The 15,022-nt window shown below is 52.6% G+C and carries 13 protein-coding genes; 4 read left to right on the top strand and 9 right to left on the bottom strand.

The genetic code is table 11. From position 1 onward, the window contains the following. Positions 1-2 precede the first annotated feature (2 nt). The 4 genes from mrdA to D8682_RS09225 form a co-directional block, all read right to left on the bottom strand. The gene (mrdA, locus tag D8682_RS09240; RefSeq protein ID WP_121814119.1) at positions 3-1,904 is read right to left on the bottom strand and encodes a peptidoglycan DD-transpeptidase MrdA; all 1,902 of its coding nucleotides are present in this window, start codon (positions 1,902-1,904) and stop codon (positions 3-5) included. A 27-nt stretch (positions 1,905-1,931) separates the two neighbouring features. Then, entirely contained in the window at positions 1,932-2,402 is a 471-nt protein-coding gene (gene rlmH / locus D8682_RS09235) for a 23S rRNA (pseudouridine(1915)-N(3))-methyltransferase RlmH (RefSeq protein WP_034456714.1), read from the bottom strand. A gap of 3 nt (positions 2,403-2,405) precedes the next feature. Continuing rightward, on the bottom strand, positions 2,406-2,723 hold the full coding sequence (gene rsfS / locus D8682_RS09230; RefSeq protein ID WP_034493995.1) for a ribosome silencing factor: 318 nt from the start codon (positions 2,721-2,723) through the stop codon (positions 2,406-2,408). Between the two features lie 253 nt (positions 2,724-2,976). Further along, positions 2,977-3,588, bottom strand: a complete 612-nt coding sequence (locus D8682_RS09225) for an adenosylcobalamin/alpha-ribazole phosphatase (protein WP_121815669.1) — start codon at positions 3,586-3,588, stop codon at positions 2,977-2,979. 87 nt (positions 3,589-3,675) lie between these two features. Here D8682_RS09225 and cobD point away from each other — a divergent pair, with 87 nt between their 5' ends. Further along, on the top strand, positions 3,676-4,773 hold the full coding sequence (gene cobD, locus D8682_RS09220) for a threonine-phosphate decarboxylase CobD (RefSeq protein WP_121815668.1): 1,098 nt from the start codon (positions 3,676-3,678) through the stop codon (positions 4,771-4,773). On the opposite strand, the gene nadD is transcribed toward cobD, so the two are convergent. The 4 genes from nadD to leuS are packed head-to-tail and all read right to left on the bottom strand — an operon-like array spanning position 4,745 to position 9,627. Continuing rightward, entirely contained in the window at positions 4,745-5,398 is a 654-nt protein-coding gene (gene nadD / locus D8682_RS09215) for a nicotinate-nucleotide adenylyltransferase (RefSeq protein ID WP_121814118.1), read from the bottom strand. The genes cobD and nadD overlap by 29 nt on opposite strands. Beyond that, positions 5,391-6,422: a DNA polymerase III subunit delta gene (holA, locus tag D8682_RS09210; RefSeq protein WP_064548710.1), complete on the bottom strand. Its 1,032-nt coding sequence runs from the start codon at positions 6,420-6,422 to the stop codon at positions 5,391-5,393. Before holA ends, nadD begins: the two co-directional genes overlap by 8 nt. After that, on the bottom strand, positions 6,419-7,000 hold the full coding sequence (lptE, locus tag D8682_RS09205) for an LPS assembly lipoprotein LptE (protein ID WP_370090868.1): 582 nt from the start codon (positions 6,998-7,000) through the stop codon (positions 6,419-6,421). Before lptE ends, holA begins: the two co-directional genes overlap by 4 nt. 44 nt (positions 7,001-7,044) lie before the next feature. Further along, entirely contained in the window at positions 7,045-9,627 is a 2,583-nt protein-coding gene (gene leuS, locus D8682_RS09200) for a leucine--tRNA ligase (RefSeq protein WP_121814116.1), read from the bottom strand. Positions 9,628-9,877: 250 nt separating this feature from the next. Here leuS and D8682_RS09195 point away from each other — a divergent pair, with 250 nt between their 5' ends. Beyond that, entirely contained in the window at positions 9,878-10,360 is a 483-nt protein-coding gene (locus D8682_RS09195; protein ID WP_064548705.1) for a zinc ribbon-containing protein, read from the top strand. Positions 10,361-10,389: 29 nt separating this feature from the next. Here D8682_RS09195 and D8682_RS09190 read toward each other — a convergent pair whose 3' ends face one another. Then, positions 10,390-11,241: a MurR/RpiR family transcriptional regulator gene (locus tag D8682_RS09190; protein ID WP_064548702.1), complete on the bottom strand. Its 852-nt coding sequence runs from the start codon at positions 11,239-11,241 to the stop codon at positions 10,390-10,392. A 249-nt stretch (positions 11,242-11,490) separates the two neighbouring features. Here D8682_RS09190 and D8682_RS09185 point away from each other — a divergent pair, with 249 nt between their 5' ends. Beyond that, positions 11,491-12,996: a CoA-acylating methylmalonate-semialdehyde dehydrogenase gene (locus D8682_RS09185; protein ID WP_121814115.1), complete on the top strand. Its 1,506-nt coding sequence runs from the start codon at positions 11,491-11,493 to the stop codon at positions 12,994-12,996. A gap of 11 nt (positions 12,997-13,007) precedes the next feature. Then, the gene (iolD, locus tag D8682_RS09180) at positions 13,008-14,939 is read left to right on the top strand and encodes a 3D-(3,5/4)-trihydroxycyclohexane-1,2-dione acylhydrolase (decyclizing) (RefSeq protein WP_121814114.1); all 1,932 of its coding nucleotides are present in this window, start codon (positions 13,008-13,010) and stop codon (positions 14,937-14,939) included. The last annotated feature ends 83 nt before the right edge of the window (positions 14,940-15,022 follow it).

Raw genomic sequence — 15,022 nt, 5'->3', positions numbered from 1 at the left:
GGTTATTGATCCTCTGCACCTGCTGGCGCGGGTGCTTCATCAGGCAGTACCGTGTTGTCATCCCCGAGCATGATATGGTCGAGAATCTGGCGCATGATGGTGCCTACAGCGGGGCCTGCACCGCCGTTTTCCAGAATCATGGTGACGGAAACTTTTGGATTGTCGTAAGGCGCAAACGCCGTCATTAATTTATGGTCGCGTAAGCGTTCAGCAATTTTGTGCGCATTGTAGGTTTCGTTAGCTTTCAGGCCAAACACCTGCGCGGTCCCTGACTTCGCCGCCACTTTATACGGGGCATTGGCGAAATATTTATGAGCGGTACCGTTAGGACGGTTCGCAACGCCATACATCCCGTCTTTGGCGATTTCCCAGAAACCAGAGTGGATGTCGCCGACCGGCGGTTGTACCGGCTGCTGCCACGGCACTTGCTTGCCGTTTTCAACGGTGCTCATCAAGAAATGAGGTACGCGGACGATGCCATCGTTAATCAGAATCATCATCGCTTTACTCATCTGGATTGGCGTTGCCGTCCAGTAACCCTGGCCGATACCGACAGGAATGGTGTCACCCTGATACCACGGTTTCTTAAACCGCTTCTGTTTCCATTCACGGGTTGGCATGTTACCGGCTCGTTCTTCAGACAGATCGATACCTGTGTAATGCCCATAACCAAACTTGCGCATCCACTCACCCATGCGGTCGATGCCCATGTCATAGGCAACCTGGTAGAAATAGGTATCAGCAGATTCTTCCAGTGCTTTGGTGATATTCAGGCGGCCGTGGCCCCATTTTTTCCAGTCACGATAGCGTTTTTCAGAACCTGGCAACTGCCACCAGCCTGGGTCAAATAACGTAGTATTGCGGGTGATCACCCCTGCGCTTAATGCGGACACCGCCATATACGGTTTTACCGTAGAAGCAGGAGGGTAAACCCCTTGTGTGGCGCGATTGATCAGCGGTGTATTCGGGTCATTTAATAAACCGGAATAGTCTTTGCTTGAAATGCCATCGACAAACAGGTTCGGGTTATAACTTGGCATGGAAACCAGCGCCAGAATACCGCCAGTGCGCGGGTCGGTGACCACCACTGCGGCACGGCTTCCCGCCAGCAAGGTTTCAATGTAATTCTGTAGTTTAAGGTCGATAGTCAGATAAATATCGTGCCCGGCCTGCGGTGGTACTTCTTTGAGCTGGCGAATCACACGGCCACGGTTGTTCACTTCAACTTCTTCATAACCAGTTTGGCCATGCAGAACATCTTCGTAATAGCGTTCGATGCCCAGCTTACCGATGTCATGCGTTGAGGCGTAGTTTGCCAGTTTGCCGTCTTTATCGAGGCGCTCAACGTCTTTATCGTTGATTTTAGAAACATAGCCAATGACGTGCGTCAACGCTGAGCCGTACGGGTAGTAGCGGCGTTTATAGCCTTTCACTTCCACGCCCTGGAAGCGGTACTGATTCACGGCAAAACGCGCAACCTGTACTTCGGTGAGGTTGGTTTTGACCGGAATTGATGTAAAGCGATGCGAGCGCGATCGCTCTTTCTTAAAGTTGGCAATATCATCATCGGTTAAATCCACCACTGAGCGTAAAGCCTCCAGTGTTGCCTGCACGTCATCCACTTTCTCTGGCATCATTTCAACCTGATAAATGGTGCGGTTAAGTGCCAGTGGGGTGCCGTTGCGGTCATAGATGATGCCGCGGCTAGGAGGGATTGGAACCAGTTTTATGCGGTTTTCATTAGAACGAGTTTGGTAGTCGGTGAAACGGACGATTTGCAAATTATAAAGGTTGGCGACAAGCACACCGCTTAACACCAAAATACCAAGAAACGCGACCAGCGCCCGGCGCACAAAAAGCGCAGACTCAGCTGTATAGTCACGAAAAGAATTCTGTAATTTCATCCGCAGCTTTGTTCTACCTGACGATATTTACTCACGGTGATAAGGATGGTTTGTCGTGATGCTCCACGCGCGGTACAGGCTTTCTGCCACCAGAACTCGCACTAAAGGGTGGGGCATAGTCAGATTCGACAGCGACCAGCTTTGTTCTGCGGCAGCTTTGCACGCAGGGGCGAGGCCTTCCGGTCCGCCAATCAGCAGGCTGACATCTCGACCATCCTGTTTCCAGCGTTCAAGCTGCACGGCAAGGTGCGGCGTATCCCATGGTTGCCCCGGGATATCCAGCGTGACAATTCGGTTGCCCTTGCCGGCCGCAGCTAACATCATTTCGCCTTCTTTTTCGAGAATGCGTTTGATATCGGCATTTTTGCTGCGTTTTCCCGCAGGGATTTCTACCAGTTCAAAAGGCATATCCTTTGGGAAACGACGCAGGTACTCGGTAAAGCCGGTTTGTACCCAGTCAGGCATTTTAGTGCCGACTGCGACTAGTTGCAGCTTCACGCATTAACCCCAGAGCTTTTCCAGTTCGTACAGTTGACGGCTTTCTTCTTGCATCACATGGACGATAACTTCGCCAAGATCAACAACTACCCAGTCAGTCGCGTTAATGCCTTTCACACCCAGCGCATCAAAACCGGCTTTGCGGGATGATTCTACGACGTGTTCAGCGATAGACATAACGTGACGGTTAGAGGTGCCGGTACAGATAATCATGCAGTCAGTGATGCTTGATTTACCCTGAACATCCAAAGCAACGATGTCCTGGCCTTTGAGGTCGTCAATTTTATCGACGATGAAATCTTGAAATTCTTTACCCTGCAAGTGTTCCCCCTGGGAAAAGTAGAGTGTGTTCGATGTCGCCCGCATTTAACCCATTGGCTGGGACTGTCTTACTGGCAAATCAGCAATGCGGCGCTCAAAGCGGGGTATCATCCCACCGAGTGGCCTGGTTTGCATCGCCATTTTTGTAAAACTATTTTGGAAAGTCATGCTTGCGGGCAGGAAATTATGGCAGCGGAGCATAACAGCCTGGACTGTAGTGTCAATGGTTGACGATAACTGTAACGCAGACAACTTACGATGCCGGACTGTAAATCGCGCGATTATTAAGGGTTCTCAGCGTGGTGAAGCCATCGCGAATTTCAACGCAGCTCCATGCACCTTGTTCAATAACGAAATGCCACATCGAGGCGGGAGGCATATTGAGGAGGGTGGAAATAAGTAAACTCAACACACCTTGATGGCTAACAATCAGAATATTCTTTTCTTTAGGCTGTGAGGAGAGCGTCGCTGCAAACTCACTGACGCGCTGAGAAAAAAGCTGGAAACCTTCGCCATTCTTCGGCACCACGTTCTGCCAGTCATTACACCAGGCCGCATAGTTTTCCGAATCCATGCGTTGCAAATCACGGTGATGCTGCATTTCCCAGTCACCAAAATTCATCTCATTAAGACGCGGCTCAGTCACCACCGGAATGTTGCGTTGCTGAACAATGAGCTGCATCGTGTGTTGGGCACGCCCCAGTTCACTGCAAAGCACTTTCTCAAACGCGACTTGATTGAGTAAATCCCCAATGGCTTGCGCCTGCTTTACCCCGTGTTCGGTGAGGGGCGTTTCAGAAATACCGCTGTACAACCCGTCTACATTGGCCTGGGATTGCCCATGGCGAACTAACCATAATTTCATTTGTTCCTCACCTAAACGTTGGCTGTGGCTACACTGGCATAAGTGTATCATTGTGCCTCATGTGACGAAGTCAGTTTTATTGGGGGAATTATGGCGTTCAGTAGCCAGCATGGTGGCAATATTATTGAAGCGGCAGCGGTGATGGGCGTGGATGCAGAGTCGCTGATCGATTTTAGTGCCAATATTAATCCGCTCGGCATGCCGGATTCATTAAAGCGCGCAATCGTTGCAAACCTGGCGTTGGCAGAACGCTACCCTGATGTTGAATACCGTGTGTTACACCAGGCGCTGGCAAAACATCATCAAGTCCCGCAGGAGTGGGTGTTGGCGGGGAATGGCGAAACAGAACTGATCTTTAATCTGGTTCAGCAACTTGCCCCACAAAAGGCTTTATTACTGACGCCTGGCTTTGCTGAATATCGTCGTGCATTAACCCGTATTGGCTGCGAAATAACGGATTTCCACTTGTCCGAAGCACAAGGCTGGCAACCTGATGAATCATTATTGCAAGCTTTAACCCCTGAGCTGGATTGCCTGTTTTTGTGTACTCCAAATAACCCGACAGGGCTTTTGCTCGAGAGATCTTTGTTATTAGCGGTTGCGCAGCGTTGCCGCGAAAACAATATTGCTTTCATCGTCGATGAAGCTTTTCTCGATTTTATCCCCACTGAGCCGGGCTTGATCCCTGAGCTTTCGAGTTTCCCCAATATTTATGTTTTGCGCTCCCTGACCAAATTTTTTGCTATTGCCGGACTGCGCCTGGGTTATTTGGTCAGCGCAGATACAGCCACCGTTGGGTGCATTCGCGAACACCGGGAACCCTGGACGATAAACGCGTTTGCTGCGCTGGCGGGTGAGATTATTCTGAACGATAGCGCTTATATCGAAGCGAGTTATCGTTGGCTGAACACCGAACAACCCCGACTTTTTAATACTCTGAACGCATTGCCAGGAATAACGGTTTGGCCGCCGCGCGCGAACTATATTTTCCTGCGCTGTGACATTGCGGATCTGGAGTTACAAAAGGCGTTGTTGAAAGAGAACATCTTGATTCGCCATTGTGCAAACTACCCGGGGCTTGATGCGCGTTATTATCGCGTGGCGATCAAAAGCCCGGCGGATAACGACAGATTACTGGATGCGTTGCGGCGCGTGCTTAGCAATAAAGCTGGTGCTGGTGAATAAATTCAGCCACGGCAGGGGGGAGCAGATCATCGCAAGCCAAGTGTTGCTCTAAACGCTGGCGAATGGCGGTGGCGGAGATGTCGTACAGTGGCGTTGGTGCGAGGTAAATTCTCCCCGCAGGCAGGCTGTGAAGTTCTTCAACCGAAGTGGTTTGATGCTTATCAAGCCACTGCTGTTCTTCTGGCGTATCCATCGACAGAGCATACCCGGGGCGCTGGCAAACCAGCAGATGGCATAACGTCAGCAATGTTTCCCAACGGTGCCAGCGTTGCAGGTTCAGCAACGAATCCTGGCCCACGATAAATGCCAGAGGTTGATTCGCGCCAATCTCTGCACGCAACTGTTCCAGCGTTTCAACCGTGTACGACGGGGTTTCACGTTGCAGTTCGCGGTCATCCAGACGAAATAGTGGTTTTCCCGCAATGGCGAGCTCGACCATAGCTTTACGTTGTTGGCTGTTCGCCAACGGTTGGGGGCGATGGGGAGGCACGTTGTTGGGCATGATAGTGACTTGTTGCAGTGACACCTGTTTTGCCAACGCTTCGACCGGTTTTAAATGCCCGTAATGGATAGGGTCGAATGTCCCACCATACAGGGCAGTTAAACGCGAAACGCTGTTAGCCATGAGTGAAAATTTCCACCAGAGCTTTATGACATAACAGCAGAGAAAGCCCTTCCAGCTCAGCCCACACCGATTGTCCATAATCTTGCTTTAGCGTCAGTTCTACCTGGCAAAGCAGACGCACCGCCTGATAAAGCTGGTCCGCCGATAAGCGATTAAGCGCTTCAGTGACCAGTGCGCGACGGTTTTGCCACACGCGTTGCTGGTCAAATAAAGTGCGTAGCGGAGTGCTTACCGACTGGCGTTTCAGGTTAACCAGTTGCAGTAATTCGCGTTGCAGCGTACGCAGTAAAATCACCGGCTCGCTGGCCTCCAGCCTTAACTGCTGAAGGATATGCAGCGCGCGTTTACTTTTGCCTGCCAAAATCGCATCAACCCAATGGAAAGGGGTGAAGTGTGCGGCATCATTCACCGCTTGCTCGACCCGTGGCAGCGTAAGCTTTCCATCTGGCCATATCAGCGACAAACGCTCCAGCGCCTGCGAAAGCGCCAACAGGTTGCCTTCGTAGCAATAACACAGCAATTGATTGGCCGCGTCATCAAGCTGGAGGTTCATCTGTTTCGCACGTTGAGAAACCCAGCGTGGAAGTTGAGCCTGTTCAGGCGTCTGGCAGGTCACAGTCACGCTGCGGTCGGCCAGTTTCGCCAGCCATGAAGCATTTTCCTGAGCCTTGGTTAACTTGTTGCCACGCACCAGCAGCAGAATATCGTCATGCAGCAAGGACACCAGCGTTTCGAACTGCGCGTTAATCGCCGCGTTCGGCCCATTTTCTGGTAACAACAACAGCAGAGTCTGACGGCTGGCGAACAGGCTTAGTGCCTGGCAAATTGAGAACAGATCTTGCCAGTCAGTGCTGGCATCAATCTGCACGGTATGATGTTCTTCAAAGCCCTGGGTACTCGCCGTCTGGCGAATCGCATCCTGGCTTTCCTGAAGTAACAGCGGATCGTTTCCGAGTAACAGATACGCCGCGCGCAGCCCTTCATTGAGCTGCGCGCGGAGTTGTTCAGGGTACAACCGAATCATTTGCTACCAGGAGCGGCCGAAAGCGTGGTCGACGTACGGCTTGTTGATGCCGTTGGTGTCGTGCTCGTCACCGGTTTCTCGGCAGCTTTAGTCTCAGCAACGTCCTCGACTTGTACCGTCATCAGCTTACGAATCAGCTGTTGTGCCGCAGTGGTGTACATTTCTTTGGTAAGCAATTCTTGCTCGGCATCTTTTGCCAAAGCACTCAGTGGGTTATCAAAGAATGATTTATACACTCTGGCGCTAATCGGATAGATATCGTGACCTGGAATCAGCACTTGTGCCGAAACCGTCATCACCATTTGATATTCCGCGGTACGCCCATCCTGGAAGATGGATGCGGTATCCTGGCCAAGCGTGCTTCCCAGTATACGCAGGGAAGGAATATCCTTGCGAACACCCGTTCCGGTATCATCCACAAGCGTGACGCCGTTAAGACGCAACTGAGAGCGGATCTCACGTGTCAGTGGGCCGTTGGGATCGCTTGAGTTCAGGATCATCGTTTTCATCTGATCCGGAACCTGCGTGCTGCCACGCAGGTGAAAACCACACCCGGCGGTGACAAGCACCGCCAACATAACTAACAAGCTGACAAAGGGATGTCGCACGGTTCCTCCTGCGCTTAGCCCACAACCAGATTGAGCAGTTTGCCCGGCACGTAAATCACTTTACGCACGGTCACACCCTCAAGATATTTCGCAACCAGATGTTCCTGACCTGCGCGTTCTTGCACTTGTTCTTGCGTCGCATCAGCTGGAACAGTGATTTTGCCGCGAACTTTACCGTTCACTTGCACCACGACCAACAGCGAATCCTCAACCATTGCTGACTCATCAGCCTGTGGCCATGGCGCGTTGTCGATATCACCTTCACCGCCCAATGACTGCCACATATCGAAGCAAACGTGCGGGGTGAACGGATACAGCATACGAACCACTGCCAACAGCGCTTCGTTCAGCAGAGCGCGGTCTTGCTCGCTATCCTGCGGTGCTTTTGCCAGTTTGTTCATCAATTCCATGATGGCAGCAATCGCGGTGTTAAAGGTCTGACGACGACCAATATCATCGGTCACTTTCGCGATGGTTTTGTGAACATCACGGCGTAATGCTTTTTGATCTTCGTTCAGCGCGGCAATATCAAGTGCAGGTGCCGCACCACGGCTGGTGTGCTCGTAGGCCAGTCTCCAGACACGTTTCAGGAAGCGGTTTGCCCCTTCAACGCCAGACTCTTGCCATTCCAGCGTCATATCAGCCGGGGACGCAAACATCATAAACAAACGAACGGTATCTGCGCCGTAGCGTTCAACCATCACTTGCGGGTCGATGCCGTTGTTTTTCGACTTCGACATTTTGCTCATGCCAGCATAGACCAGTTCATTGCCCTGTGCGTCGCAGGCATTGATAATACGGCCTTTCTCGTCACGCTCGACAATCGCATCCGCTGGGGAAACCCAGTTACGCTCACCGTTAACGCCGGTGTAATAGAACGCGTCTGCCAGAACCATGCCCTGACACAGCAGCTGTTTGGCTGGCTCGTTAGAGGTCACCATGCCTGCGTCACGCATCAGTTTGTGGAAGAAGCGGAAGTACAGCAGGTGCATGATGGCGTGTTCGATGCCACCAATATAGATATCTACCGGCAGCCAGTAGTTGGCGGCTTTGGAGTCCAGCATCCCTTTGTCGTACTGCGGGCTGGTGTAACGCGCGTAGTACCAGGACGATTCCATAAAGGTATCGAAGGTGTCGGTTTCACGCAGCGCAGGTTTGCCATCAACAGTAGTTTTAGCCCACTCAGGATCGGCTTTAATTGGACTGGTGATACCGTCCATGACGACATCTTCTGGCAGAATAACCGGCAGTTGATCTTCTGGCGTTGGCATGACCGTGCCGTCTTCCAGAGTCACCATTGGAATTGGCGCACCCCAGTAACGCTGACGGGAAACACCCCAGTCGCGCAGACGATAATTAATTTTACGTTCGCCCACGCCTTTCGCTGCCAGTTTGTCGGCAATGGCGTTGAACGCATTCTGGAAGTTCAGGCCGTCGAACTCGCCTGAATTGAACAGTGCGCCTTTTTCGGTCATCGCGGCGGCTGATAAATCAGGTTCGCTACCATCGGCATTGAGAATCACAGGTTTGATTTGCAAACCGTATTTCGTCGCAAATTCCCAGTCGCGCTGGTCGTGGCCAGGAACCGCCATCACCGCACCGGTGCCGTATTCCATCAGGACAAAGTTTGCTACCCAAACTGGAACAGCTTCGCCAGTCAGTGGGTGAATGGCGTTCACGCCAGTGGCAACGCCTTTCTTTTCCATGGTTGCCATTTCAGCTTCGGCAACTTTGGTGTTACGGCATTCATCGACGAATGCAGCCAGTTCAGGGTTGTTCACTGCCGCTTGTTGTGCGATAGGGTGGCCAGCAGCAACTGCCAGGTAAGTCACACCCATAAAGGTGTCCGGGCGGGTGGTGTAAACCGTCAGTTTCTCAGCGCTGTTTTCAACGTCGAAAGTAATCTCAACGCCTTCAGAACGGCCAATCCAGTTACGCTGCATGGTTTTGACCTGATCAGGCCAATGGTCCAGCGTATCCAGATCGTTTAACAACTCATCTGCGTAAGCGGTGATTTTGATAAACCACTGTGGGATTTCTTTGCGCTCAACTTTGGAGTCACAGCGCCAGCAGCAACCGTCGATAACCTGTTCGTTTGCCAGCACAGTCTGGTCATTCGGGCACCAGTTAACCGCGGAGGTTTTTTTGTAAACCAGGCCTTTGTTATACAGCTGAGTGAAGAACTGCTGTTCCCAACGGTAATATTCCGGGGTACAGGTCGCCAGCTCGCGGCTCCAGTCATAGCCAAAGCCCAGCGTTTTGAGCTGGTTCTTCATGTAATTGATGTTGTCGTAAGTCCATGGTGCAGGCGCGGTGTTATTCTTTACCGCCGCCCCTTCAGCTGGCAAACCGAACGCATCCCAGCCGATTGGCTGCAGCACGTTTTTGCCCAGCATGCGCTGGTAGCGCGCGATAACGTCACCGATGGTGTAGTTACGAACGTGGCCCATGTGTAGTCGGCCAGAAGGATAGGGTAGCATCGAGAGGCAGTAATACTTCTCTTTGCCTTCGTCTTCGGTTACTTCAAAAGTACGCTTCTCTTGCCAGTGAAGCTGTACGTTGGATTCTATCTCTTCCGGGCGATATTGCTCTTGCATGGCAGCCAGTGGTCCTGTGATGAAAGACAGCTACAGGTTGTAGCTTTAACTATTAATTTCAGATCGGCATAGCATAGCCGATAAGAGTGCCGCAAAACAGCCTTTAGAAAGCTGGAGTCTGCATTTCTCATTTGCACTTTTTTACCTTGCTTGTGGGCAAACTAACAAAGTGATAGCCGATTAACGTCTACTATTAGAGCAGGTTAGCCGACACTGAATGCAGGAATCTCTTCAAGGAGGTAAGCAGACGATGAACAAGGTTGCTCAATTTTACCGTGAACTGGTAGCCTCGCTCACCGAACGGTTACGTAATGGCGAGCGCGATATAGACGAACTGGTCGCCAGCGCGCGTAAACGCATGAACGAAACTGGGGAGCTAACGCGTACCGAAGTTGATGAAGTGACGCGTGCAGTGCGGCGTGATCTGGAAGAGTTTGCCCGCAGCTACAACGAAAGCCAGGACGAATTTACCGACAGCGTTTTCATGCGCGTCATTAAAGAAAGTCTCTGGCAGGAACTGGCTGACATCACTGACAAAACGCAGCTCGAGTGGCGCGAAGTCTTTCAGGATCTCAACCATCACGGTGTCTATCACAGCGGTGAAGTGGTTGGGCTTGGCAATTTGGTTTGCGAGAATTGTCACTTCCACCTTGCCGTTTACACCCCGGACGTGCTGCCCGTCTGCCCGAAATGCGGACACAACCAGTTTGGCCGCAGACCTTTCGAACCTTAAATTGTCACCAGCCCCATGGTTTCATGGGGCTAAGCTTCGGGCGATAAACTACTGTGCGGCGTTCCCTGATAATAGGCCAACGCCACCATCAACGATTGCACCAGACACAGCGTGGCAGACTGGGAGCGGAAAGCATCAACCTGCGCTTCTTTAACCACAAAACACAAATCGCTGAACGTGGCCAGCGGGCTAATCTGGCTGTCCGTAATCACGATTTGCCGTGCGCCAGTGCTTGCCGCTTTTTCACTGACCATCAACGTTTCCTGGGCATACGGCGAGAAGCTAATTAGCACCACCACATCCTTCGCTTTCACTCGATTCACTTGCTCACGCAGCATCCCGCCGAGACCGTCGAGCAGAATCGGGCGGCACTCCAGGTGGCTCAGCGCATAACTTAGATACGCTGCCACGCTAAACGAACGGCGCAGGCCGACGATATAAATTGTTTCTGCTTCTGCCAGCAAAGTCACCGCTCGCTGTAACATTTCCGGCTCAGTGCGTGCGGCCAGTTGCTGCAAAGCTTGTGCATTGGAACGGGCAAACTCCTGCAAAATATCGAGTGGCGTTTCAGGCACCGCCTCGCTTTCCATTTCGCGGAACAACCGTGCGCGGTCGGTATAGCTGGCGGTTTCCTCCACCAGATTCATGCGAAACAGCTGTTTCATTTCGTTGAAGCCGCTGAAATCAAAAGCATTGGCAAAGCGGATCAGCGTTGAGGGCGGCACTTCTGCGCGTTCGGCAATGGCGGCTACGGTATCAAACGCCACGCTGTTGGTGTTATCCAGCACGTAACGGGAAACTTGCTGCAACCGTTTACTCAGGCTGTCGTAGCGGTCGCGAATCTGCTGCTGTAACTCGCTCAGGTTGGTCGCGGTGGTCAAATTACCTTCCTCAAAGAAATGGTTGCTGAAACATATTTAACCCCAGCAACGGTGAAAATGAAACAAATATACCAAAACAGATCCGATATGAAATCATAGTAGTCTCTATCCCGTTCCCCCGCCGCTGCGCTTAACACAAAAACTGATTTCTGATCACAATAATCAACATTTGTTTTATTTAACCATTAAATGGAATTTTTATTTCATATACAGTGTTCAGGAATCGACCATAAATGTGAGAGGGTACAGATGGAGACGGTAGCGAATTTCATTCACGGTGAATGCGTCATGGGCAACAGCTCACGCGTTCAGGCGATCTTCAACCCGGCCACTGGCGCACAAATCCGCCAGGTGGCAATGAGCACCGCGCAACAGACCGAACAGGCGATCGCTGCCGCCCAACAGGCATTTGCCGGTTGGGCGCGACAGGCTCCGCTGAAACGTGCGCGTGTCATGTTCCGTTTTAAAAGCCTGCTTGAACAGCATATGGACAGCCTGGCGAAGCTTATCAGCGAAGAACACGGCAAAGTTTATTCCGATGCAGTGGGCGAATTGACCCGTGGCCTTGAGGTGGTGGAGTTCGCCTGTGGTATTCCACATCTGCAAAAAGGTGAGCACTCGGCAAACGTCGGCACCGGTGTCGATAGCCACTCGCTGATGCAACCGCTCGGCGTCTGTGCGGGCATCACCCCTTTCAACTTCCCGGCGATGGTGCCGATGTGGATGCTCCCTATTGCCCTGGCGACCGGCAATACCTTCGTGCTCAAACCTTCTGAAAAAGACCCGTCGTTAGCGTTACGCCTGGCGCAATTGCTCAAAGAGGCTGGTCTGCCGGACGGCGTCTTCAATGTGGTGCAAGGTGATAAAGAAGCGGTAGATGTCCTGCTGACCGACCCGCGCGTGCAGGCGGTGAGTTTTGTTGGTTCGACGCCGATTGCTGAATATATCTACCAGACGGCTTCCGCTCACGGCAAGCGTTGCCAGGCATTGGGTGGGGCGAAAAACCACTGCATCCTGATGCCTGATGCGGACATGGAAATGGCAACAAACGCGATTATGGGCGCGGCTTACGGTGCGGCGGGTGAACGCTGTATGGCACTCTCCGTGGTCGTCGCGGTGGGCGACCAAACCGCAGACGATCTCTGCGTAAGGCTTGAGCAACAAATCGCTAAGCTGCGGGTTGGGCCAGGGCTGACATCAGGGCCAGAAAACGAAATGGGTCCGCTGATTTCAGCGCCGCACCGCGCCAAAGTGCTTGGCTACATTGATAGTGGCGAATCACAAGGGGCGACGTTACGTGTCGATGGGCGCGGTCTGAAGCTTGCAGGCAACGAAGGTGGATATTTCGTTGGGCCGACGTTGTTCGATAATGTCACCCCAGAAATGACTATCTATAAAGAAGAAATCTTTGGCCCGGTGCTGTGTGTGGTGCGTGCCGCGGATTACCGCAGCGCCATCGACCTGATTAATCATCATGAGTACGGCAACGGCACGGCGATTTTCACCGGCGATGGCGGCACGGCGCGCCGCTTCTGTGAAGAGGTGCAGGTGGGTATGGTCGGCGTTAACGTGCCGATTCCGGTACCGATGGCATTCCACAGCTTTGGTGGATGGAAGCGTTCGATTTTCGGGCCGCTGAATGTTCACGGCAGTGATGGCGTTCGTTTCTACACCCGCATGAAAACCATCACGGCTCGCTGGCCTGAAACCAGCCATCAGCAAGGCGCTGCGTTTTCTATGCCGACGCTGGGCTAACAGGGGGAAGCATGACGACACAACGCATGACCATGGCGCAGGCCCTGGTCAGGTTTTTGAACCAGCAATACGTCAACATTGATGGTGAAGAAACGCCGTTTGTTGCTGGGGTGATGACCATCTTCGGGCACGGCAACGTGCTGGGGATAGGTCAGGCACTGGAAGAAAACCCAGGCCATCTGAAAGTCCATCAGGGTTGTAACGAACAAGGCATGGCGCATATTGCCACCGGCTTTGCGAAACAACATTGTCGCAGGCGAATCTATGCGGTGACTTCATCGGTCGGGCCAGGGGCTGCGAATATGGTGACCGCAGCGGCCACCGCTACCGCCAACCGTATTCCGTTGCTGTTGCTGCCGGGGGATATTTACGCCAGCCGCCAGCCCGATCCGGTATTGCAACAAATAGAACAGTTCCATGACCTGAGTCTGAGTACCAATGACTGCTTCCGTCCGGTGTCTCGCTACTGGGATCGGATCAATCGCCCTGAGCAATTGATGAGTGCGATGTTAAGCGCGATGCGAGTGCTCACTCATCCGGCGGAAACCGGTGCGGTCACCATCTGCCTGCCGCAAGATGTGCAGGGCGAAGTCTGGGATTATCCGGAAAGTTTCTTCGCGCGACGGGTTCATCTTATTGAACGTCGTCCACCGGATGAAACTCGCCTGCAAGCCGCGCTCGAACTGATTACCCGCAAACGCCGCCCGTTGGTTATCTGCGGTGGTGGTGTGCGCTATTCGGGGGCTCACGCGGCATTTAACCAGTTTATCGACAGCGTTCAGTTGCCATTTGTCGAAACGCAGGCAGGCAAAGGAGCGATTGTCAGTGAACACCCACTTAACCTCGGTGGGGTGGGCGTCACCGGTGGTCTGGCGGCTAACCAACTGGCAGCGCAGGCAGATTTAGTGATTGGCGTCGGTACACGTTTGACTGATTTCACCACCGGATCAAAATCGCTATTTTGCCATCCTGACGTCGAATTCTTGCTGCTAAATGTGGCTGAGTTTGATGCTCTGAAACTGGATGCCACGCCGCTGGTGGCGGATGCACAAGTCGGGCTGGAGCGTTTAACCGTCGGGCTACGTACGCTGGATTATCAGTCGGCATGGCGCGATGAGCCTGTTAAAGCCAAAGCCGCGTGGCATGAAGAGTGCCAGCGGTTATGGACACGGCGCTGGCAGCCGCATGACAAGCCAGAAGTCTCCGGGCATCTGGATGCGCAGCTTGCCGAATACAGCGAGGTTCTCGGAACATGTCTGACACAAACGCGCGTACTCGGTCTGGTTAACCAGCACATCGAGGAAAACGCGATAGTCGTTGGTGCAGCAGGTTCATTGCCTGGCGATTTACAGCGTCTGTGGCAGGTCAAAACAGCGGATAGCTACCACCTGGAATACGGCTACTCCTGCATGGGTTACGAGATTGCCGCCGCAGTCGGGGCGAAGCTTGCGAAACCGAAGCAGCCGGTGTACGCCATGGTTGGGGACGGCTCGTATTTGATGCTGCATTCGGAACTGCAAACCGCGGTACAGGAAGGCATCAAAATCACCATCTTGCTGTTTGATAACGCAGGATTCGGCTGTATCAACAACCTGCAAATGGGTCATGGAATGGGTAGTTTCGGCACAGAGAACCGCAGGCGTAACCCCGAAACCGGGCAACTTGACGGGCCGCTGGTTAAAGTCGATTTTGCGAAGAATGCCGAAAGTTACGGCTGCCGCGCCTGGCGAGTCAACGACGAACAAAGTTTGCTGGCCGCGCTGGAAGCTTCAGCTTTGCATCCAGGTCCGACACTACTGGACATCAAAGTGCTGCCAAAAACCATGACTCATGATTACGAAGCCTGGTGGCGTACAGGCGATGCGCAAACGGCATCTTCTGGCTCAGTGACGGATGCTGCCGCCAAAACGTTAGCGATGCTTAAACGCGCCCGTCAGTATTAATCTCAATCCTCGCCCTTGAACATTCCGCTGGTATTGTAAGTGGAATGTTCATTTCATTTTTTGCCACGTTTTGCTCCTTTTCT

It is taken from the genome of Buttiauxella sp. 3AFRM03 (assembly GCF_003675305.1).
Classification (GTDB): Bacteria; Pseudomonadota; Gammaproteobacteria; order Enterobacterales; family Enterobacteriaceae; genus Buttiauxella; species Buttiauxella ferragutiae.
This window is presented reverse-complemented; position numbering and strand designations above follow the sequence as displayed.